Source organism: Caballeronia sp. LZ024 (assembly GCF_031451455.1).
In the GTDB taxonomy this organism is placed as follows: Bacteria; Pseudomonadota; Gammaproteobacteria; order Burkholderiales; family Burkholderiaceae; genus Caballeronia; species Caballeronia telluris.
This window is the reverse complement of record NZ_JARUXL010000001.1, coordinates 1,557,678-1,577,246: the sequence shown is the minus strand read 5'-3', so window position 1 is coordinate 1,577,246 and position 19,569 is coordinate 1,557,678. Positions and strand designations below refer to the sequence as shown.

General features: G+C 63.8%; 21 protein-coding genes. 13 read left to right on the top strand and 8 right to left on the bottom strand.

The window, feature by feature from the left end; genetic code table 11:
• Positions 1–30: 30 nt before the first annotated feature.
• From QCE48_RS07235 to QCE48_RS07195, 9 genes are all read left to right on the top strand, one after another.
• A complete protein-coding gene (locus tag QCE48_RS07235) occupies positions 31–1,068 on the top strand; it encodes a glycosyltransferase (RefSeq protein ID WP_309785485.1) in 1,038 nt (345 codons plus the stop codon).
• Positions 1,065–2,051, top strand: a complete 987-nt coding sequence (locus QCE48_RS07230) for a formyltransferase (protein ID WP_309785486.1) — start codon at positions 1,065–1,067, stop codon at positions 2,049–2,051. The genes QCE48_RS07235 and QCE48_RS07230 overlap by 4 nt, the downstream gene beginning before the upstream one ends.
• Positions 2,048–3,091 (top strand): bifunctional UDP-4-keto-pentose/UDP-xylose synthase, encoded by a 1,044-nt coding sequence (locus QCE48_RS07225; RefSeq protein ID WP_309785487.1) that lies wholly within the window; start codon positions 2,048–2,050, stop codon positions 3,089–3,091. Before QCE48_RS07230 ends, QCE48_RS07225 begins: the two co-directional genes overlap by 4 nt.
• 10 nt (positions 3,092–3,101) lie before the next feature.
• The gene (locus QCE48_RS07220) at positions 3,102–3,998 is read left to right on the top strand and encodes a polysaccharide deacetylase family protein (protein ID WP_309785488.1); all 897 of its coding nucleotides are present in this window, start codon (positions 3,102–3,104) and stop codon (positions 3,996–3,998) included.
• Positions 3,999–4,103: 105 nt separating this feature from the next.
• Positions 4,104–4,565, top strand: a complete 462-nt coding sequence (locus QCE48_RS07215; RefSeq protein ID WP_309785489.1) for a peroxiredoxin — start codon at positions 4,104–4,106, stop codon at positions 4,563–4,565.
• Positions 4,566–4,655: 90 nt separating this feature from the next.
• Positions 4,656–4,835: a hypothetical protein gene (locus QCE48_RS07210; protein ID WP_309785491.1), complete on the top strand. Its 180-nt coding sequence runs from the start codon at positions 4,656–4,658 to the stop codon at positions 4,833–4,835.
• 126 nt (positions 4,836–4,961) lie between these two features.
• The gene (locus tag QCE48_RS07205) at positions 4,962–6,806 is read left to right on the top strand and encodes a PhoH family protein (RefSeq protein ID WP_309785492.1); all 1,845 of its coding nucleotides are present in this window, start codon (positions 4,962–4,964) and stop codon (positions 6,804–6,806) included.
• Between the two features lie 177 nt (positions 6,807–6,983).
• A complete protein-coding gene (locus QCE48_RS07200) occupies positions 6,984–8,057 on the top strand; it encodes a C40 family peptidase (RefSeq protein ID WP_309785493.1) in 1,074 nt (357 codons plus the stop codon).
• Between the two features lie 62 nt (positions 8,058–8,119).
• On the top strand, positions 8,120–8,926 hold the full coding sequence (locus QCE48_RS07195; protein WP_309785494.1) for an SDR family oxidoreductase: 807 nt from the start codon (positions 8,120–8,122) through the stop codon (positions 8,924–8,926).
• 18 nt (positions 8,927–8,944) lie between these two features.
• On the opposite strand, the gene QCE48_RS07190 is transcribed toward QCE48_RS07195, so the two are convergent.
• The 8 genes from QCE48_RS07190 to QCE48_RS07155 form a co-directional block, all read right to left on the bottom strand.
• Positions 8,945–9,955, bottom strand: a complete 1,011-nt coding sequence (locus QCE48_RS07190; protein ID WP_309785495.1) for an anion permease — start codon at positions 9,953–9,955, stop codon at positions 8,945–8,947.
• Between the two features lie 93 nt (positions 9,956–10,048).
• Complete coding sequence (locus QCE48_RS07185) at positions 10,049–10,675, bottom strand: DUF47 domain-containing protein (RefSeq protein ID WP_087630346.1); 627 nt, start codon at positions 10,673–10,675, stop codon at positions 10,049–10,051.
• A 149-nt stretch (positions 10,676–10,824) separates the two neighbouring features.
• Positions 10,825–12,216, bottom strand: coding sequence for a replicative DNA helicase (locus QCE48_RS07180; protein WP_309785496.1), 1,392 nt, complete (start codon positions 12,214–12,216; stop codon positions 10,825–10,827).
• A gap of 122 nt (positions 12,217–12,338) precedes the next feature.
• Positions 12,339–12,794 carry a 50S ribosomal protein L9 gene (gene rplI / locus QCE48_RS07175; protein WP_087630348.1) on the bottom strand — a complete coding sequence of 152 codons (456 nt, stop codon included), beginning with the start codon at positions 12,792–12,794 and terminating at the stop codon, positions 12,339–12,341.
• 28 nt (positions 12,795–12,822) lie between these two features.
• On the bottom strand, positions 12,823–13,098 hold the full coding sequence (gene rpsR / locus QCE48_RS07170) for a 30S ribosomal protein S18 (RefSeq protein WP_309785497.1): 276 nt from the start codon (positions 13,096–13,098) through the stop codon (positions 12,823–12,825).
• 2 nt (positions 13,099–13,100) lie between these two features.
• Positions 13,101–13,400, bottom strand: coding sequence for a primosomal replication protein N (gene priB / locus QCE48_RS07165; RefSeq protein ID WP_309785499.1), 300 nt, complete (start codon positions 13,398–13,400; stop codon positions 13,101–13,103).
• A gap of 34 nt (positions 13,401–13,434) precedes the next feature.
• Positions 13,435–13,806: a 30S ribosomal protein S6 gene (gene rpsF, locus QCE48_RS07160; RefSeq protein WP_014191231.1), complete on the bottom strand. Its 372-nt coding sequence runs from the start codon at positions 13,804–13,806 to the stop codon at positions 13,435–13,437.
• Between the two features lie 182 nt (positions 13,807–13,988).
• Positions 13,989–14,900 (bottom strand): LysR substrate-binding domain-containing protein, encoded by a 912-nt coding sequence (locus QCE48_RS07155; protein WP_309785500.1) that lies wholly within the window; start codon positions 14,898–14,900, stop codon positions 13,989–13,991.
• Between the two features lie 164 nt (positions 14,901–15,064).
• Here QCE48_RS07155 and gcl point away from each other — a divergent pair, with 164 nt between their 5' ends.
• From gcl to lysM, 4 genes are all read left to right on the top strand, one after another.
• Complete coding sequence (gene gcl / locus QCE48_RS07150; RefSeq protein ID WP_309785501.1) at positions 15,065–16,840, top strand: glyoxylate carboligase; 1,776 nt, start codon at positions 15,065–15,067, stop codon at positions 16,838–16,840.
• A 76-nt stretch (positions 16,841–16,916) separates the two neighbouring features.
• Positions 16,917–17,729: a hydroxypyruvate isomerase gene (hyi, locus tag QCE48_RS07145; protein ID WP_309785502.1), complete on the top strand. Its 813-nt coding sequence runs from the start codon at positions 16,917–16,919 to the stop codon at positions 17,727–17,729.
• A 22-nt stretch (positions 17,730–17,751) separates the two neighbouring features.
• A complete protein-coding gene (locus QCE48_RS07140; RefSeq protein WP_309785503.1) occupies positions 17,752–18,660 on the top strand; it encodes a 2-hydroxy-3-oxopropionate reductase in 909 nt (302 codons plus the stop codon).
• A 361-nt stretch (positions 18,661–19,021) separates the two neighbouring features.
• Positions 19,022–19,516 (top strand): peptidoglycan-binding protein LysM, encoded by a 495-nt coding sequence (gene lysM, locus QCE48_RS07135; protein ID WP_087630355.1) that lies wholly within the window; start codon positions 19,022–19,024, stop codon positions 19,514–19,516.
• Positions 19,517–19,569 lie beyond the last annotated feature (53 nt).

Below are 19,569 nucleotides of genomic sequence, written 5' to 3'. Positions count from 1 at the left end.
ACCCAAGACCCCTAGGGAAACCAGCGCAACATGAGTCATACGGATTTTCTGCCGGCGACGCCCGAAGTTTCGGTCGTCATCCCGGTCTACAACGAGGAAGCGGGCCTGGCCGCGCTGTTCGAGCGCCTCTATCCCGCGCTCGATGCCCTCGATGCGTCGTATGAAGTCATCTTCATCAACGACGGCAGCCGCGACAAGTCGGCGGCGCTTCTCGCGCAGCAGTTCCACGTGCGTCCCGACACGACCCGCGTGATCCTGCTCAACGGCAACTACGGCCAGCACATGGCGATTCTCGCGGGCTTCGAGCAGTCGCGCGGCGAGATCGTCGTGACGCTCGACGCCGACTTGCAGAACCCGCCCGAGGAAATCGGCAAGCTCGTCACGAAGATGCGCGAAGGCTACGACTACGTCGGCACGATTCGCCAGCAGCGCCAGGACAGCCTGTGGCGCAAGAAGGCCTCGCGGATGATGAACCGTCTGCGCGAGCGCATCACGCACATCAAGATGACCGACCAGGGCTGCATGCTGCGCGCATACAGTCGCCACATCATCGATACGATCAACCGTTGCGGCGAGATCAACACGTTTATTCCCGCGCTCGCGTACACGTTCGCGCAGAACCCGATCGAAGTCGGTGTCGCGCACGAGGAGCGGTTTGCGGGCGAATCGAAGTATTCGCTCTACAGCCTGATCCGCCTGAACTTCGACCTCGTCACAGGCTTCTCGGTCGTGCCGCTGCAGTGGCTGTCGTTCATCGGCGTGATTCTCTCGGTCGGATCGGCGTCGCTCTTTCTGCTGCTGTTGATTCGGCGCTTCATGTTCGGCGCGGAAGTCCAGGGCGTGTTCACCCTCTTCGCCATCACGTTCTTCATGCTCGGCGTGATCATCTTCGCGCTCGGGCTGCTCGGCGAATACATCGGGCGCATTTATCAGCAGGTGCGCGCGCGTCCGCGCTATCTCGTGCAAACGATCCTCGAACAGCGCGACGGCCATACGAGCGTTCACAAGCCGCTGCAGGAAGCCGTGCAGACGATCGGCGTCGTGCAGCGCGAGGAACAGGGACGATGAAACCGCGCGCCGTCGTCTTCGCGTATCACAACGTCGGCGTGCGCTGCCTGCAGGTGCTGCTCGCGCGCGGCGTGGACGTCGCGCTCGTCGTCACGCACGAGGACAGCCCGACCGAGCACATCTGGTTCGGCAGCGTCGCTTCGGTGGCGGCGGAGCACGGCATCGACGTCATCACGCCCGCCGATCCGAAAGCGCCCGAAGTCTTTGAGGCGGTGAACGCGCTCGCGCCCGATTTCATCTTCTCGTTCTATTACCGGCACATGCTGCCGGTCGATCTGCTCGCGACAGCCCGGCGCGGCGCGTACAACATGCACGGCTCGCTGCTGCCGAAATATCGCGGACGCGTGCCGACCAACTGGGCGGTGCTCAACGGCGAAACGGAAACCGGCGCGACGCTGCACGAAATGGCGGCGAAGCCCGACGCCGGCGCGATCGTCGCGCAGACGCCGGTGCCGATCCTCCCCGACGACACCGCGAGCCAGGTGTTCGACAAGACCACCGTCGCCGCCGAGCAGACGCTCTGGCGCGTGCTGCCCGCGCTCATCGCGGGCGAGGCGCCGCATTTGCCGAACGACCTCGCCACCGGCAGCTACTTCGGCGGCAGGAAGCCCGAGGACGGCCGCATCGACTGGACGCAGCCGGCGCAAAACGTGTACAACCTGATCCGCGCGGTCGCGCCACCCTATCCCGGCGCGTTCACCGATCTCGGCGGCGAGCGCTTCATCGTCGCGAGGGCGCGGCTCGTGCCCGAAGGCGGTTTGCCGGGCGTGAGCGCCGAAACCGTGCGCACCCTCTCGCATTTGCCCGCGGGGCTTGCCGTGGCGGATAATGCGCTGTTTGGCGTCTGCGGCGACCGCCGCGTCATCGCCATCCGCGAATTGCGGCGACAGCCGCGAGCCGGCAGCGCGGACCCAGCCGACGGCGAACGCGTCGTCAGTCCCGCCGAATTCGGCCGAATCACTCAATCCACTCGTCATTCATGAAAAAAGTCCTGATCCTGGGTGTCAACGGCTTCATCGGCCATCACCTGTCCAAGCGCATCCTCGAAACGACCGACTGGGAAGTCTTCGGGATGGACATGCAAACCGACCGCCTCGGCGACCTCGCGAATCACGAGCGGATGCACTTCTTCGAAGGCGACATCACGATCAACAAGGAGTGGGTCGAGTATCACGTCAAGAAGTGCGACGTGATCCTGCCGCTCGTCGCGATCGCCACGCCGGCCACTTACGTGAAGCAGCCGCTGCGCGTGTTCGAACTCGACTTCGAAGCGAACCTGCCGATCGTGCGTTCGGCCGTGAAGTACGGCAAGCATCTCGTGTTTCCGTCGACGTCCGAAGTCTATGGCATGTGCACCGACGAGCAGTTCGACCCGGAAGAGTCGCTCTTGTCGTATGGCCCGATCAACAAGCCGCGCTGGATCTACGCGTGCTCGAAGCAGCTGATGGACCGCGTGATCTGGGGCTACGGCATGGAGGGCCTGAACTTCACGCTCTTCCGTCCGTTCAACTGGATCGGCCCGGGCCTCGACTCGATCTACACGCCGAAGGAAGGTTCGTCGCGCGTGGTCACGCAGTTCCTCGGCCACATCGTGCGCGGCGAGAACATCAGCTTGGTGGACGGCGGCGCGCAAAAGCGCGCGTTCACCGACATCGACGACGGCATCGGCGCGCTGATGAAGATCATCGAGAACAAGGACGGCGTCGCGACGGGCAAGATCTACAACATCGGCAACCCGGCGAACAACTTCTCGGTGCGCGAACTCGCGCACAAGATGCTCAAGCTCGCGAACGAGATTCCGGAATACGCAGAGAGCGCGAAGGACGTGCAGCTCGTCGAGACCTCGTCGGGCGCGTACTACGGCGCGGGCTATCAGGACGTGCAGAACCGCGTGCCGAAGATCGACAACACGATGCAGGAACTCGGCTGGAAGCCGCTCGCCACGATGGACGACGCGCTGCGCAAGATTTTCGAGGCGTATCGCGGTCACGTCGGCGACGCCCGCAAGCTGGTCGAAGGCTGAGGCGCGCCGCGTGGCCCGCATCGTCCTGAAGATCGACGTCGACACGCTGCGCGGCACGCGTGAAGGCGTGCCCAATCTCGCGCGCCTGCTCGACAAGTACAGCGCCCGCGCCACGTTTCTCTTCAGCCTCGGGCCGGATCACACCGGCTGGGCGCTGCGGCGCGTGTTCCGGCCGGGGTTCCTCAAGAAGGTGTCGCGCACGTCGGTCGTCGAGCATTACGGGCTCAAAACGCTGATGTACGGCGTGCTGCTGCCCGGACCCGACATCGGCCGCAACGCCGTCGCCGAGATGCGCGCGATCCACGAAGCCGGCTTCGAATGCGGCATCCATACCTGGGACCACGTCTACTGGCAGGACAACGTGCGCGAGCGCGACCGCGCGTGGACCGTCGCGCAGATGCGGCAAAGCCACGCGCGCTTCATCGAGATCTTCGGTGCGCCGCCCGTCACGCACGGCGCGGCCGGCTGGCAGATGAACGGCCACGCGTTCGAGCAGATCGACGCGTGGGGCATGCAGTATGCTTCCGACGGCCGCGGCCACACGCCGTACATCCCCGTGCTCGACGGCCGCACGCTCCATCACATCCAGATGCCGACCACGCTGCCGACGCTCGACGAAGTGCTGGGCGTCGACGGCATCGACGTCGGCAATGTCGCGGCGCATCTGCTGCGTCATACGGCGAACAATCCGCACGATCAGGTTTTCACGCTGCATGCGGAACTCGAGGGGCAGAAGCTTGCGCCCGTCTTCGAGCAACTGCTCGCCGGCTGGCGCGCGCAGGGACACGGTTTCGCGACGATGGGCGACTATCACGCGACGCTGGACCGCTCGACACTGCCCACGTACCCTGTGACGTGGGGCGAGATTCCGGGCCGCGCGGGCGAACTGATCGTCCAGCCGGGCTGAAGGTCGGCCTTTGCGGTAGCGCTTTCGGGCGCCGCTCGCCCCGCTTGACCTCGAATCCGCTCATCCATCCGGATTCAGGCACCCACAACAACAGGAGAAACGTTCGTGCCGATTGCAGTCGACCAGCCCGCCCCCGATTTCACCGCGCCTTCGACGGCAGGCGTCTTTACGCTTTCCAGCCTGCGCGGCAAAAAGGTGGTCCTCTTTTTCTATCCGAAGGACAACACGCCCGGCTGCACGACGGAAAGCCTGCAGTTCCGCGACCTGTATCCGCAGTTCCAGGCGGCAGGCGCCGAAGTCGTCGGCATTTCGCGCGACAGCCTGAAGTCGCACGACAACTTCAAGGCAAAGCTCGAACTGCCCTATGCGCTCGTCTCCGACACCGACGAAGCAATTTGCGCGCTTTTCGGCGTCATCAAAATGAAGAAAATGTATGGCAAGGAAGTGCGCGGCATCGAACGCTCGACCTTCCTGATCGACGCCGACGGCGTCTTGCGCCACGAGTTTCGCGGGGTGAAAGTGCCCGGGCACGTCGAAGCCATTGTGGACGCTGTACAAGCGCTTTGAGGCCGGTTATATTGGTTCTCAATGAGCGCCTGTCCACCCCATTCCTCCTGCCGTAGCGCCCGCCATCACGCGCCTTTCAGCGCGGTCGGCATGGATCCGGGCTACGTGGCGAAGGAGAGCGTGAGGCGCCTCTTGACCGATGTCGAGCCGCTGTTTCCGATCAACGGGACGGCGGCTTTTTTGTTTGCGTCGCGATTACGCCACGCCTTGGGCGCCCGGCTTGCGACGTCAGTTTCTCAAGCAACCTCCAAGGAGCCGATCGAAACCTAGGCGAACCGGCGTTTTCGACAACGAAGCGCGTCTCCGGGCGCAAACTGCACGATCCGTACTACGGCTTACCAGCAGGATGCGACAGGCGGCGCACGATACACGACCCGATTCCTTTCGAGGGAAACCATGCCTTTGCCTACCGCCCCCGCCAAGCTCGGCAACCTCCTGCCGTCTGAAGAATACAAAGCCAAAGCCCGGCCTGCGAAACAGTCGAAGAAGCAGGAAGGCGATGAACCCGAAGCCGCCGAGTACGGCTCGGCCGCTGTCGGCAGCACCCGGCCCGCAGCGAACGCAGCGAGCGCGCTGCACGCCGTCGCGAGCGACACGATCGCGCGCGCCAAGGGCGCGCCCGCCGCGGCCAAAACAGACACGCCTGCGCCCGCCGCGCGCAGCCGCCGCTCGAAACAGACCGCTGCGCTCTTGCAGCCGGTACCGGCACCGAGCGTCGATGAGGACGAAATCGTCAAGCCCGTCGCGCGCGAAGCCCGCGGCGAGACCTCCGCTCCGGCCGCGCCCGCAGCGGCCGCCGAGCCGCGCGCGCAGAACAAGCGCCGTCAGCGCGGCCAGCCGGAAGTGGAGATGCGCAAGCTCTTCGTGCTCGACACCAACGTGCTGATGCACGATCCGAGTTCGCTCTTTCGCTTCGAGGAACACGACGTCTATCTGCCGATGATGACGCTCGAGGAACTCGACAATCACAAGAAGGGCATGTCCGAAGTCGCGCGCAACGCGCGTCAGGTGAGCCGCACGCTCGATGCGCTCGTCGCGCATGTCGGCGAGATGTCGGCGGGACTGCCGCTTTCGTCGCAGGGCAATCGCGATGCGCTCGGCCGCCTCTACTTCCAGACCACGCTCACGCACATCGAGCCGGTCGAGGGCCTGCCCGTCGGCAAGGCGGACAACCAGATTCTCGGCGTCGTGCGCGCGTTGCAGAAGGAGCGCGAGGACCGCCAGGTCGTGCTGGTGTCGAAGGACATCAACATGCGCATCAAGGCGCATGCGCTCGGCCTGCCCGCCGAAGATTATTTCAACGACCAGGTTCTCGAAGACAAGGACCTGCTCTATTCCGGCGTGCGCGCGCTGCCCCAGGATTTCTGGACCAAGCACGCAAAGGGCATGGAAAGCTGGCAGGACACCAAGACCGGCACGACGTATTACCGCGTGACGGGGCCGCTTTGCGCGTCGATGCTCGTCAACGAATTCGTTTATCTGGAGCCGCAGAACGGCGAGCCGTCGTTCCATGCGGTCGTGCGCGAACTCAACGGCAAGACGGCGCTCTTGCAGACGCTGCGCGACTACGGCCATCACAAAAACAACGTGTGGGGCATCACGGCGCGCAATCGCGAGCAGAATTTCGCGCTGAACCTCCTGATGAACCCGGAAGTCGATTTCGTCACGCTGCTCGGACAGGCCGGCACCGGCAAGACGCTGATGGCGCTCGCCGCCGGCCTCGCGCAAGTGCTCGACGACAAGCGCTATAACGAGATCATCGTGACGCGCGCGACGGTTCCGGTCGGCGAGGACATCGGATTTCTGCCGGGCACGGAGGAAGAGAAAATGCAGCCGTGGATGGGCGCATTCGACGACAACCTCGAAGTGCTGCAAAAGACCGACGACGCCGCCGGCGAATGGGGCCGCGCCGCGACGCAGGAACTGATCCGCTCGCGCCTGAAGGTGAAGAGCATGAACTTCATGCGCGGCCGGACTTTCGTCGACAAATACGTGATCATCGACGAAGCGCAGAACCTGACGCCCAAGCAGATGAAAACGCTCGTCACGCGCGCCGGTCCGGGCACGAAGATCATCTGTCTCGGCAACATCGCGCAGATCGACACGCCCTATCTGACCGAGGGCAGTTCGGGGCTCACGTATGTGGTCGACCGCTTCAAGGGCTGGACGCACAGCGGTCACGTGACGCTTGCGCGCGGCGAGCGCTCGCGGCTCGCGGACTACGCTTCCGACATTCTGTAAGCAGCGCGACGCACGTTTCGCACGGCCCGGCGGATTCCCGCCGGGCCGTTTTCTTTGCGTTCGTCCGGGACGCGCAACACTTAGCGCACATTCCTCATGTAAAACATCAGGAAAACTTGCTGGAGCCCCGCGCGGCGGGCTAGTATCGGCTGACTGCCTTGCGCTCGTCCCTCCAAAATGCGTCGAATCTGGTTCCCGTTGCTCGTCACGTTATTGCTCGCCGCCTGTGGCAGCGCGCCGCAGAACGTCTCGCGCAAACCCGCCGCCAGCTCGACCGCCGCCCGCACTTTCCCCACGCCCTCCGGTTTCCCGAATTTCGTCGACCACAGCGTCGGGCGCGAGGAGATTTCGATTCAGGCGATGTCGCTCGTCGGCGTGCCGTATCGCTGGGGCGGCAATACGCCGGAAGCCGGCTTCGATTGCAGCGGCCTCGTGCGCTATGTCGTGGACCGGGCGGCATCGGTGAACTTGCCCCGCACGACCGCCGACATGAGCGGCCGCGGCGAATCGATCGAGCCAGACGAAGTCGCGCCCGGCGACCTGATCTTCTTCAACACGACCGGACGGCCGCATTCGCATGTGGGCATCTATGTCGGCAAGCTGCGATTTGTGAACGCGCCGTCGACGGGCGGCACCGTGCGCCTCGACTACCTGACGAATCCGTACTGGGCGAAGCGTTTCGACGGAATCCGGCGCGTCGCCCCGCCGAAGTCCGCGCCGACACCATTCGACGCGCCGACTTATCTCGCATCGCCGGGCAATGCCGGGCCTTCGTCGACGGTTGTCGATCGGGCGGAGCCGCCGACGCAGGCGCGCGTGGCGAATAGCGCTGCGGCCGCGCCTTCGGATCGCTTCGAGCCGCCCGCGGTGCAAAAGCAAGTCCTCACGACGGGCACCACAGTCGTCCCGCGCGCGCAGTCGCTAAGCGCGAGCGCCGCCGATCAGTTCGAGCCGCCACCATCGGCACTCGCGGCAGCGCAGCGACAGGCGCGGGCCGCCGGCGCGGTATCGCCCGCGGCCGTGGCGGCATCGAGCGCGCCCGACCCGATCGCCGCAGCCGCCGACGCGTTCGAACCCCCGCCGCCCAACGCGCGTCTGGCGGCCCAGCAAGCGCGCGCGGTCCAGCAGTTGCCCGCTGCCGAACCGACCGCTCGCGTGATGCCCGCATCGACCAGCACGCTCGCCGCGCCGCGTCCGAGCGCGCCTCCCGCCGACGATCCGATCGCCCGCTTCGCCACGGGCAGCGAGTAACCCTTGTCCGCGCGTCTCTGCTATCGTGTTCGATTATGTCGGTTAGATAGGAGCGCAACGTCATGGACCTGGGACTCGCCGGCAAGGTCGTCCTGATTACGGGCGGCAGCAGGGGAATCGGTTTTGCTTGCGCGCGCGCATTCGCGAACGAAGGCGCCAAAGTCGCGATCGTGTCGCGCGATGCGGCCAACCTCGCCCGCGCCCGCGAGCAACTCGCCAACGCGGGCCATCACGTGCATCTCGCCCGCGCCGATCTCCGCGAGGCGCACAGCGCGGACGACATCGTCGAGGAAGCAACCGGCGCGCTCGGTCCCATCGACATCCTCATCAACAGCGCGGGCGCCGCGAAACGCTACGACCCCGACACGCTCGACGCCGCCGCGTTCAAGGCGGCCATGGACGCCAAATACTTCTCCTACGTCTATCCGCAGCAGGCCGTGCTGAAGCAGATGGCCGAGCGCGCGCGCGCAAATCCGAAGGCGGAACCGGGCGTCATCGTCAATATCATCGGGATGGGCGGCAAGATCGCAAGCGACATCCATATCGCGGGCGGCGCGGCAAACGCGGCGCTGATGCTCGCGACGGTCGGCCTCGCGCACCATTACGCGAAGCTCGGCATCCGCATCAACGCGATCAACCCGGGTGCGACGCTGACCGAACGCGTCGAGGAAGCGCTCGCGCTCGAGGCGCAGCAACGGGGAATCACGCGCGACGAGGCGCTCGAGCGCAGTCAGGCGAACGTGCCGCTCGGGCGCTATGCGAAACCGGAGGAAATCGCCGACGTCGCGCTTTTTCTGGCGAGCCGCCGCGCGAGTTACGTGTCGGGCGCGATCATCCCGATGGACGGCGTTTCCGCGCCGCTCATCTGAGCGGCGGAAACGCGACGATCATAGAAAGTGGTGGCCGAACCACCAGCCGGCGGCCGCGAGCGCGGCCGAAGCCGGAATTGTCAGAATCCAGGCCCACACGATATTGCCCGCGACGCCCCAACGCACCGCGCTGAACTTCTGCGTCGCGCCGACGCCGACGATCGCGCCGGTGATCGTGTGCGTCGTCGAGACCGGAATGCCGAGAATGGAGGCGACGAACAGCGTGATCGCCCCGCCCGTTTCCGCGCAGAAGCCGCCGACCGGTTTCAGCTTCGTGATCTTTTGCCCCATCGTGCGCACGATCCGCCAGCCGCCGAAGAGCGTGCCGAGGCCCATCGACAGATAGCATCCGCCGATCACCCAGACGGGCGGCGCCTCGGAATTCGCCGACGCGTAGCCAGTTGCGATCAGCAGCATCCAGATAATGCCGATGGTTTTCTGCGCGTCGTTGCCGCCGTGGCCGAGCGAATACAAACCCGCCGAGACGAGTTGCAGGCGGCGGAATCGCCGGTCGACGCGCGACGGTGGCGTGCGGAAATACATCCACGACACGAGCAGCATGAAGAACGAGCCGAGCACGAAGCCGAGCAGCGGCGAAATAAAGATGAACGAGACGGTTTTCAAAAGGCCGTCGACGTTGAGCGAACTCCAGCCCGATTTTGCCAGCGCGGCGCCGACGAGACCGCCGATCAGCGCATGCGACGAGCTCGACGGAATGCCGTAATGCCAGGTGACGATGTTCCAGCCGATCGCGCCGACGAGCGCGCCGAAGATCACGTAATGGTCGACGATATTGGGGTCGATCGTGCCCTTTCCGACCGTGGCCGCCACCTTCAGGTGGAAGATGAAATAAGCGATGACATTGAATGCGGCGGCGAATGCGACCGCCTGTTGCGGCTTGAGCACGCCGGTCGAGACGACCGTGGCGATGGAGTTGGCGGCGTCGTGAAAGCCGTTCATGAAGTCGAACACGAGTGCGACGAGAACGAGCGTGGCGACTGCCCAGATTGCGAGTTGAATCGAATGCATCGGTGGTGGTTGTTTAACCCGTTTTTTTGACGCTGTTTGCGGCAGTTTGCGGCCCGTGCCGCACTCATGGCGGCCGGGGCGCGGATTCCGGCTTCAGGCGTTTTCCAGCACGATGCCTTCGATGATGTTCGCGACGTCTTCGCACTTGTCGGTGATCGTCTCGAGCAGCTCGTAGATCGCCTTCAGCTTGATGAGCGTCTTTACGTCGTCTTCCTCGCGGAAGAGCTTCGACATCGCCGAGCGCAGCACGCGGTCGGCATCGGATTCCAGGCGGTCGATTTCCTCGGTGATCTTCAGAATTTCGCTCGCCTGCTTCATGTCGGCGAGCAGTTCGACCGCCTTCTGCACGCGGATCGAGGTTGCCGTGCAGATGTGCGCGAGCTGGCTCGCCTCGGACGTCACCTGACGCACGTCGTACAGGAAAATGGCGGTGGCGACGTCTTCCATCAGATCGAGGATGTCGTCCATCGTCGTGATCAGCTTGTGGATCTCGTCGCGATCGAGCGGCGTGATGAACGTCTTGTGCAGCAAGTCGATGGTTTCGTGCGTGAGCTTGTCCGCGCGTTTTTCGTTCGTCTGAACGTTCTGCTTGTGGATCTCCGCGTCGTCGAGGTTGTCGATCAGCAGTTCGAGCTCGCGGCTCGCGTCGACGATGCACTTCGCGTGCGCGTTGAAGATTTCGAAGAATTTGCCCTCGGTGGGCATGAAGCGACCGAACATGAAAATCCCGATAGATGGGTCAATACGATGGCTGACGTCAAACCGTCATATTGTACCTTTGCGAGACAGCCGGTGCATCCGCGCCGGCTGCCGCAGTTATGGCATAAAGACCGCACGATGGCGGCCGATTGACGCAACGAGCGGCCGTTTTACTCGCTGCCGTAGAAATTCTGTGCGCCGGCGAAGTTGTCGAACTTGGTGTACTGGCCGTGGAACGTGAGGCGCACCGGCCCGATCGGACCGTTACGCTGCTTGCCGATGATGATTTCCGCCGTGCCCTTGTCCGGGCTGTCCGGATTGTAGACTTCATCGCGATAGATGAAGAGGATCACGTCCGCGTCCTGCTCGATGGCGCCCGATTCGCGCAGGTCCGACATGATCGGACGCTTGTTCGGCCGCTGTTCCAGACCGCGATTCAGCTGCGAGAGCGCGATCACGGGCACGTCGAGTTCCTTCGCGAGGCTCTTAAGCGAGCGCGAGATTTCCGAGATTTCCGTCGCGCGGTTTTCGCCGCCGTGGCCCGAGCCGCTCATCAGCTGCAAATAGTCGATGATGATCAGACCGAGCTTGCCGCATTGTCGCGCAAGACGCCGCGCGCGCGAACGCAGTTCCATCGGATTGAGGCCGCCGGTTTCGTCGATGAAAAGCTGCGCCTCGCTCATTTTCTGCACCGCGTGCGTGAGCTTCGGCCAGTCTTCGTCGGTGAGACGCCCGGTACGCATGCGGTGCTGGTCGAGGCGCCCGACCGAGCCGAGCATACGCATCGTGAGCTGCGTGCCTGGCATTTCCATCGAGAACACCGCGACCGGCAGTCCGTACTCGACGGCCACGTATTCGCCGATGTTCATCGAAAACGCGGTTTTACCCATCGAAGGCCGGCCCGCCACGATGATGAGTTCGCCGCCGTGCATGCCCGAGGTCATCCGGTCGAGGTCGACGAAGCCGGTCGGCGTGCCGGTGACGTCGCTCGGATTGGCCGTGTGATACAGCGTGTCGATGCGCTCGACGACCTGCGTCAGAAGCGGCCCGATTTCGAGGAAGCCCTGTGTGCCGCGCGCGCCGTCCTCGGCGATCGAGAACACTTTCGCCTCGGCTTCGTCGAGCAACTGACGCACTTCCTTGCCTTGCGGATTGAAGGCGTCGGCGGAAATTTCGTCGGCCACCGACACGAGCCGCCGCAACACGGCACGGTCGCGCACGATCTCGGCGTAGCGGCGGATGTTCGCCGCGCTCGGCGTGTTCTGCGCGAGCGCGTTCAGGTACGCGAGGCCGCCCACTTCGTCCGCCTTGCCGGACGACGCGAGCGCTTCGTGCACGGTGATCACGTCGGCGGGACGGGTCGAGGCGATCAGCCGGCCGATGTGCTCATAAATGATTCGATGGTCATAGCGATAGAAATCGCCATGCGACATGACATCGGCGATGCGGTCCCAGGCGGCGTTGTCCAGCAGCAGGCCACCGATCACGGATTGTTCGGCTTCGATCGAATGCGGCGGGACCTTCAGCGCATCGAGTTGCGGATCTTTCGACGGAGCGTTCATGGGGTGGAATTATCGGTGAAATGGCCGGCTGCGGCCAACAAAAAAGGCAGGAACCGCGCGCGGTCCCTGCCCTTCTTTTTCCTGCTATTCGCGACGAGCGCCAGTGCTGGCGCTCGCGGCCTTTAGGCGTGCTCGCCCAGCACCGACACCGTGACGTCGACGACGACGTCCGTGTGCAGCGCGACTTGCACCGCGTGGTCGCCGACCAGCTTCAGCGGGCCTTCCGGCATGCGAACCTGCGCCTTTTCGACTTCGGCGAAGCCTTGCTTCTTCAGCGCGTCGGCGATGTCCGCGTTCGTGACCGAACCGAACAGACGGCCGTCGACGCCGGCCTTTTGCGAGATCTGCACGGTCGAGCCGTTCAGCTTTTCGCCTTGCGTTTGCGCGGCGGCCAGCTTCTCAGCGGCGACCTTTTCCAGCTCGGCGCGGCGCACTTCGAATTCGGCGATGGCGTCCTTCGTTGCGCGGCGGGCCTTCTTGCCCGGGATCAGGAAGTTACGTGCGTAACCGTCCTTGACCTTGACGATGTCGCCCAGGTTGCCCAGGTTGACGACTTTTTCCAAAAGAATGATTTGCATTTGGCTTGTTCCTTTTTACGTCGTCCGATTAGGCCTTGTGCAGGTCGGTGTACGGCAGGAGCGCGAGGAAACGCGCGCGCTTGATGGCCGTGTCGAGCTGACGCTGATAGTGAGCCTTCGTACCCGTCAGGCGTGCCGGCGTGATCTTGCCGTTCTCGCCGATGAAGTCCTTCAGCGTTTCCGTGTCCTTGTAGTCGATGTAATCGACGTTGGCGGCCGTGAAACGGCAGAACTTCTTGCGCTTGAAGAGCGGGTTTTGTTGCTGACGACGCTTGTCGAATTTCTTACCAGTCGGGCGGGGCATGTTCAGTCCTTTCCAATGTCCTGCAATTCTGTGATGTGAAACACCAGGGTTCGTGCGTTGCGGCTCTTTTTTGCCAGAAAGCCGGTGAAGCGCGTTTGAACGCCCATCTGACAGCTTTCGAGCTTGCCGCTCACCTCACCGGCGGCTACCGCCGGCATCGTCAGTTCGATCTGGCGGACAATGCCCGCTTCGACGACTTCCGTTTGGTGATGCAACGTGCAGCTCGCTATCGGTACGCCGGCGGGTGTGTACCGCACCGGTTCGCGTTCCACGACGCTCGCTGTCAGTTGCAACTGGTTCACTTCAATCCTGGTGGCTGACGAATCTGAATTCGTCTTAAGCCTGCGCTTCGGACGGCTGCGAGGCCGCCTTCTTGGCTTCTTCGCGCTGCACTTCCTTCATCATCGGCGACGGGCCGGTTTCGGCCTTCTTCATCTTGACGATCAGGTGGCGCAAGACGGCGTCGTTGAACTTGAACGCGTGTTCGAGTTCTTCGAGCGTGGCCTGGTCGCACTCGATGTTCATGCAGACGTAGTGAGCCTTCGCGAGTTTCTCGATCATGTAGGCCAGTTGGCGACGGCCCCAGTCTTCGATACGGTGGATCTGACCACCGTGCGAGGTGATCGTGCCCTTGTAGCGCTCGATCATGGCGGGCACTTGCTCGCTCTGATCGGGGTGCACGATAAATACGATTTCGTAATGACGCATATTCACTCCTTGTGCTGACTTGTGGATTGAAGCCACCCGGGCGTCGGACCGGTGCGGCAAGTGAGAAGCCCAAGATTGTAACCGCCGGTAGCCTCGCGCGCAAGCTCGAACGCCATTTCGCGATTCACTTCCGCTTTCTTTTCAAGTATTTAGCGCGGCGGCGAGCGTAAGGCGGCCGGAATTCACGGCGCGCGGCTCCAGTAATCCGGCTGTGAGTAGATTTCCTTAAGATAATCAATGAAGTAGCGCACTTTCGCGGGCACGTAGCGCTGCTGCGGATAAACCGCGAGGATGTCGTAATCGGGCAGCGCGTATTCGTCGAGGACGGTTTCCAGCTCGCCGGCCGCCAGCTGGCGCTGGATTTCCCACGTCGAGCGCCAGCCGAGCCCGAGTCCTTCGGACATCCAGCGATGCAGCAATTCGCCGTCGTTGCAGTCGAGATTGCCCGACACCCGCACGGTCGCGAGCTTGCCGTTGCGCCGGAAATACCAGCCGCGGTTCTGTCCGCCCTGCAGGTTGAACGCGAGACAGTTGTGCGCCGGTAAATCGTCGAGCGATTTCGGCTTGCCATGCTTCCTGAAGTAAGCCGGCGTGCCGCACACCACGCGGCGGTTGTTCGCCAGCTTCACCGCGACGAAGTTCGGATCGACCGCCCCGCCGATGCGAATCGACAGATCGTAGCCCTCGCGCACCAGATCGACCACGCGGTCGGTCAGATTGAACGACATCTGCAACTCGGGCTTGTCGGCGATGAACGCCGGCGCGTGCGGCGCGACGTGCATCCGCCCGAACGCCGCCGGCGCCGACACGATCAGATGCCCGTTCACCGCGCGCCGCCCCGCCGCGAGTTCGTTCTCCGCCTGATCCCATTCCGTCAGCAGATGGCGGCAGCGATCGAGGAACGCGGCGCCGTCCTCGCTCACGACGAGCCGTCGCGTCGAGCGGTACATCAGCTTGACGCCGAGGCGCTTTTCCAGCGCGTCGATGCGCCGTCCGAGAATCACCGGCGACACGCCCTCCTCCAGCGCCGCCGCCGCGAGGCTGCCCGCCTCCGCGACGCGCACGAAGGTTTCTATCTGCTTGAAGCGGTCCATCGTCCGTCTCCTGAAACGCCGGTCAGCGCGATTCCATACTTTTTGTTTCGAAGAAAGCGACCTGAGCTGATCTTATCAAACCTTTCGTGCAGGCCTACAGTTCATCTCAACCCTGCCCAACCGCAGTCAGAAACAATCGGAAGAGATTAAGGAAGGAGACAACCATGGCCAAGATGAGAGCCGTCGACGCAGCCGTACTCGTGCTCGAGAAAGAAGGCATCGACACCGCGTTCGGCGTGCCGGGCGCTGCGATCAACCCGTTCTACTCGGCGCTGCGCAAGGCGGGCAGCATCAGCCATGTGCTGGCTCGTCACGTCGAAGGCGCATCGCACATGGCCGAGGGCTATACGCGCGCCACGCCGGGCAACATCGGCGTGTGTATCGGCACGTCGGGCCCGGCGGGCACCGACATGATCACCGGCCTCTATTCCGCCCAGGCCGACTCGATCCCGATCCTCGCGATCACCGGCCAGGCGCCGCGCGCGCGCCTCTATAAGGAAGACTTCCAGGCCGTCGACATCGAATCGATCGCCAAGCCGGTCACGAAGTGGGCCGTCACCGTGCGCGAACCGGCGCTCGTGCCGCGCGTGTTCCAGCAGGCGTTCCACCTGATGCGCTCGGGCCGTCCGGGTCCGGTGCTGGTCGACTTGCCGATCGACGTGCAGATGGCCGAGATCGAATTCGACATCGACACCTACGAACCGCTGCCGATCTACAAGCCGAAAGCGACGCGCGCGCAGGTCGAAAAAGCGCTGACGATGCTCAACGACGCCGACAAGCCGCTGATCGTCTCGGGTGGCGGCGTGCTGAACGCGGTCGCGGAAGACCTGCTCGTCGAATTCGCGGAAACGCTCGGCGTGCCCGTGATCCCGACGCTGATGTCGTGGGGCGCGATTCCCGACGATCACCCGCTGATGGCCGGCATGTGCGGCCTGCAGACGTCGCACCGCTACGGCAACGCGACGATGCTCGCCTCCGACTTCGTGCTCGGCATCGGCAACCGCTGGGCGAACCGTCACACGGGCAGCGTCGAGGTGTACACGAAGGGCCGCAAGTTCGTGCACGTCGATATCGAACCGACGCAGATCGGCCGCGTGTTCGGCCCGGATCTCGGCATCGTGTCGGATGCGAAGTTCGCGCTCGAACTCTTCGTCGAAGTGGCGAAGGAATGGAAGGCTGCGGGCAAGCTGAAGGATCGCGGCGAGTGGGTGCGCGATTGCCAGCAGCGCAAGAGCACGATGCTGCGCAAGACGCACTTCGAAAACGTGCCGATGAAGCCGCAGCGCGTCTATGAAGAGATGAACCAGGCGTTCGGCCGCGACACGTGCTTCGTTACGACGATCGGTCTTTCGCAGATCGCCGGCGCCCAGTTCCTGCACGTGTTCAAGGCGCGCAACTGGATCAACTGCGGCCAGGCCGGCCCGCTCGGCTGGACGATTCCGGCGGCGCTCGGCGTGCGTGCCGCCGATCCGCAGCGTCCGATCGTCGCGCTCTCGGGCGACTACGACTTCCAGTTCATGATCGAGGAACTGGCCGTGGGCGCGCAGTTCAAGCTGCCGTACATCCACGTGGTCGTGAACAACTCGTATCTCGGGCTGATCCGTCAGGCGCAGCGCGGCTTCGAGATGGACTACTGCGTGCAGCTCGCGTTCGACAACATCAACGCGCCTGAACTCGATGGCTACGGCGTCGATCACGTCGCGGTGGCCGAAGGCCTCGGCTGCAAGGCGATCCGCGTGTTCAAGCCGGAAGACATCGCCCCGGCGCTCAAGCAGGCGCAGGCGCTGATGAACGAACATCAGGTGCCGGTCGTGGTCGAGATGATCCTGGAGCGCGTGACCAATATCTCGATGGGCACCGAGATCGACGCAATCAACGAGTTCGAGGAACTCGCGGAGAAGAAGGAAGACGCACCGACGGCGATCACGCCGCTCGACTGAAGACCGAAGCACGCGCCGGCGCCGTTCCAACGCGCCGGCTGCATCGACCACTGACCGACCATCAGGAAGACAAGACATGCCGAAATTCGCTGCGAACCTGACCATGCTGTTCAACGAAGTCCCGTTCCTCGACCGCTTCGCGGCGGCGGCGCGAGCGGGCTTCGAAGCGGTCGAGTTCCTGTTCCCGTATGCGTATTCGATCGGCGACCTGCAAAGCCGTCTCGCCGACAACAACCTGAAGCTCGTGCTGCACAACCTGCCCGCGGGCAACTGGGAAGCCGGCGAGCGCGGCATCGCGTGCCTGCCGGACCGCGTCGCGGAGTTTCGCGAAGGCGTCGGACGCGCGATCGAGTATGCGAAGGCGCTGAAGGTGCCGCAACTGAACTGCCTCGTCGGCATTCCGACGGCCGGCGTGAGCCGCGAACAGGCGCGCGCGACGATCATCGAGAACCTCGGGTTCGCCGCGTCGGCGCTGAAGCAGGAAGGCATCCGGCTGCTCGTCGAGCCGTGCAATGCCTACGACATCCCCGGCTTCGCGCTGAATCGCTCGGCCGACGGACTCGACGTGATCCGCGCGGTCGGTTCGGACAATCTGTTCCTGCAATACGACATCTATCACATGCAGCGCATGGAAGGCGAACTCGCCGCAACGATCAGAAAGAACCTGCCGTCGATCGCGCACGTGCAACTCGCCGACAACCCCGGCCGCAACGAGCCGGGGACGGGCGAGATCAACTACGCGTTTCTCTTCGCCCTGCTCGACGAAGTCGGCTACGACGGCTGGATCGGCTGCGAATACAAGCCGCGAACGAGCACCACCGAAGGCCTTGGCTGGCTTCAGGACATCGCGGGCTGGCCCGCATCGGGCAACGCGCGCGCTGCTGCTTAAGACATCACGGAGATATTGAAGAATGGCAACAATCGGATTCATCGGACTCGGCATCATGGGCGCGCACATGGCGCGCAACCTTCTGAAGGGCGGGCACAAGCTGGTCGTGAACGGCAAGTTCCCGGTGCCGGACGACATCCGCGCGCAAACGAGCGTGGTGCCCGATTCCACCGCCGTCGCGCTGACGAGCGACATCGTCATCACGATGGTGCCGGACACGCCCGACGTCGCGGCGGTCCTCTTCAACGAGGACGGCGTCGCGAAGGGTCTCTCGAAGGGCAAGCTCGTGATCGACATGAGCTCGATCTCGCCGCTCGACACGCAGGAGTTCGCGAAGAAGATCAACGCGCTTGGCTGCGACTATCTGGATGCGCCCGTATCGGGCGGCGAAGTCGGCGCGCGCGAAGCCACGCTCACGATCATGGTCGGCGGCCCGCAGCGTTCGTTCGACATCGCCAAGCCGCTCTTCGACCTGATGGGCAAGAATGTTTCGCTGATCGGCGACAACGGCGCGGGCCAGACCTGCAAGGTCGCGAACCAGATCATCGTAGCGCTGAACATCGAGGCCGTCGCCGAGGCGCTGCTTTTCGCGTCGCGCTCGGGCGCCGATCCGGAGCGCGTGCGTAAAGCGCTCATGGGCGGGTTTGCGTCGTCGCGCATCCTCGAAGTGCACGGCGAGCGCATGACCAAGCGCACGTTCAACCCGGGCTTCCGGATCGAACTGCACCAAAAGGACCTGAATCTCGCCCTCGATGGTGCGCGGAAGATGGGCCTCGCCCTGCCGCACACCGCGAGCGCGCAGCAATTGTTCAGCGTATGCGCCTCGAATGGCGGCAAGGCATGGGACCACTCCGCGATGGTGCGTGCGCTCGAAATCATGTCGAATCATAAGGTGGCCGAAGAGCCGGCGGAAGCCGCGAAGGCCGCCTGACCGTGGGGCGTCCCGCGTATGGGCACGCGGGACAACTGCCGCTCTGGGCTGAGAGCGGCAAGTGGGGTCCGAGAGCGGCACCCGGCGGCGCCGGGGAAGCCTTGGTCGGTCAGACGGTTTCGTCGGGTGTCCGCGTCGGATTCTTTGCTTCTACTGATCAGTATTGACCGGGCTGGTCCGGACGTTGCATGAGGTGCATGTCAAACGCATGTCACCTTTCGCAGCGGCCGGGCCGGCCTTTTTCGTTTTCGCTCTTTCCGTCGACGATTCTCAGAACTATCTGGTGGCACGCGCGACTAATTTGCCTAGACTTCGCGAGCGGTCCAACTGTGGTTCATGTCGTCACTTAAGGAGTTGAACAATGGGTATTCTCAGTTTTATCAAGGATGCAGGCGAAAAGCTGTTCGGGGCGGTGTCCACGCCGGCTGCGGCAGCCCCTGCGGCCGCTCCCGTCGATGTCGCGGCGCTCAATCAGAAGGCCGGCGACGCCATCGCCGCCTACATCCGCTCGCAGGGTTTGAACGCCGACAATCTGCAGGTCGCATATGACGGCGCGTCGCATACGGTAACGGTGTCGGGCGAAGCGGCCGACCAGGCGACCAAGGAGAAGATCCTGGTCGCGGCGGGCAACGTGCAGCACGTCGACAAGGTCGACGACAAGCTGACGGTGCCGAACCCGGCGCCCGAATCGCAGTTCCATACGGTGGTGTCGGGCGACAACCTGTGGAAGATCGCCGAGAAGTACTACGGCAACGGCGCGAAGAACGATCTGATCTTCGAGGCGAACAAGCCGATGCTGAAGAGCCCGGATAAGATCTACCCGGGACAGGTACTGCGCATTCCCGCCGCTGCCTGAAAGCGCATTCCGGTGAAAAAAACGCGAACCTCGGTTCGCGTTTTTTTCGTCTA

Bases quoted from the DNA above. Each gene is read 5' to 3' on its own strand.
- gcl (WP_309785501.1), top strand. From the start codon at position 15,065: ATGGCCAAGATGAGAGCCGTCGACGCAGCCGTACTCGTGCTCGAGAAA.
- QCE48_RS07200 (WP_309785493.1), top strand. From the start codon at position 6,984: ATGCGTCGAATCTGGTTCCCGTTGCTCGTCACGTTATTGCTCGCCGCC.
- QCE48_RS07225 (WP_309785487.1), top strand. From the start codon at position 2,048: ATGAAAAAAGTCCTGATCCTGGGTGTCAACGGCTTCATCGGCCATCAC.
- QCE48_RS07205 (WP_309785492.1), top strand. From the start codon at position 4,962: ATGCCTTTGCCTACCGCCCCCGCCAAGCTCGGCAACCTCCTGCCGTCT.
- QCE48_RS07180 (WP_309785496.1), bottom strand. From the start codon at position 12,216: ATGAACGCTCCGTCGAAAGATCCGCAACTCGATGCGCTGAAGGTCCCG.
- QCE48_RS07230 (WP_309785486.1), top strand. From the start codon at position 1,065: ATGAAACCGCGCGCCGTCGTCTTCGCGTATCACAACGTCGGCGTGCGC.
- rpsF (WP_014191231.1), bottom strand. From the start codon at position 13,806: ATGCGTCATTACGAAATCGTATTTATCGTGCACCCCGATCAGAGCGAG.
- rpsR (WP_309785497.1), bottom strand. From the start codon at position 13,098: ATGCCCCGCCCGACTGGTAAGAAATTCGACAAGCGTCGTCAGCAACAA.
- hyi (WP_309785502.1), top strand. From the start codon at position 16,917: ATGCCGAAATTCGCTGCGAACCTGACCATGCTGTTCAACGAAGTCCCG.
- QCE48_RS07195 (WP_309785494.1), top strand. From the start codon at position 8,120: ATGGACCTGGGACTCGCCGGCAAGGTCGTCCTGATTACGGGCGGCAGC.
- QCE48_RS07140 (WP_309785503.1), top strand. From the start codon at position 17,752: ATGGCAACAATCGGATTCATCGGACTCGGCATCATGGGCGCGCACATG.
- rplI (WP_087630348.1), bottom strand. From the start codon at position 12,794: ATGCAAATCATTCTTTTGGAAAAAGTCGTCAACCTGGGCAACCTGGGC.
- QCE48_RS07235 (WP_309785485.1), top strand. From the start codon at position 31: ATGAGTCATACGGATTTTCTGCCGGCGACGCCCGAAGTTTCGGTCGTC.
- QCE48_RS07190 (WP_309785495.1), bottom strand. From the start codon at position 9,955: ATGCATTCGATTCAACTCGCAATCTGGGCAGTCGCCACGCTCGTTCTC.
- QCE48_RS07155 (WP_309785500.1), bottom strand. From the start codon at position 14,900: ATGGACCGCTTCAAGCAGATAGAAACCTTCGTGCGCGTCGCGGAGGCG.
- QCE48_RS07210 (WP_309785491.1), top strand. From the start codon at position 4,656: ATGGATCCGGGCTACGTGGCGAAGGAGAGCGTGAGGCGCCTCTTGACC.
- QCE48_RS07185 (WP_087630346.1), bottom strand. From the start codon at position 10,675: ATGTTCGGTCGCTTCATGCCCACCGAGGGCAAATTCTTCGAAATCTTC.
- lysM (WP_087630355.1), top strand. From the start codon at position 19,022: ATGGGTATTCTCAGTTTTATCAAGGATGCAGGCGAAAAGCTGTTCGGG.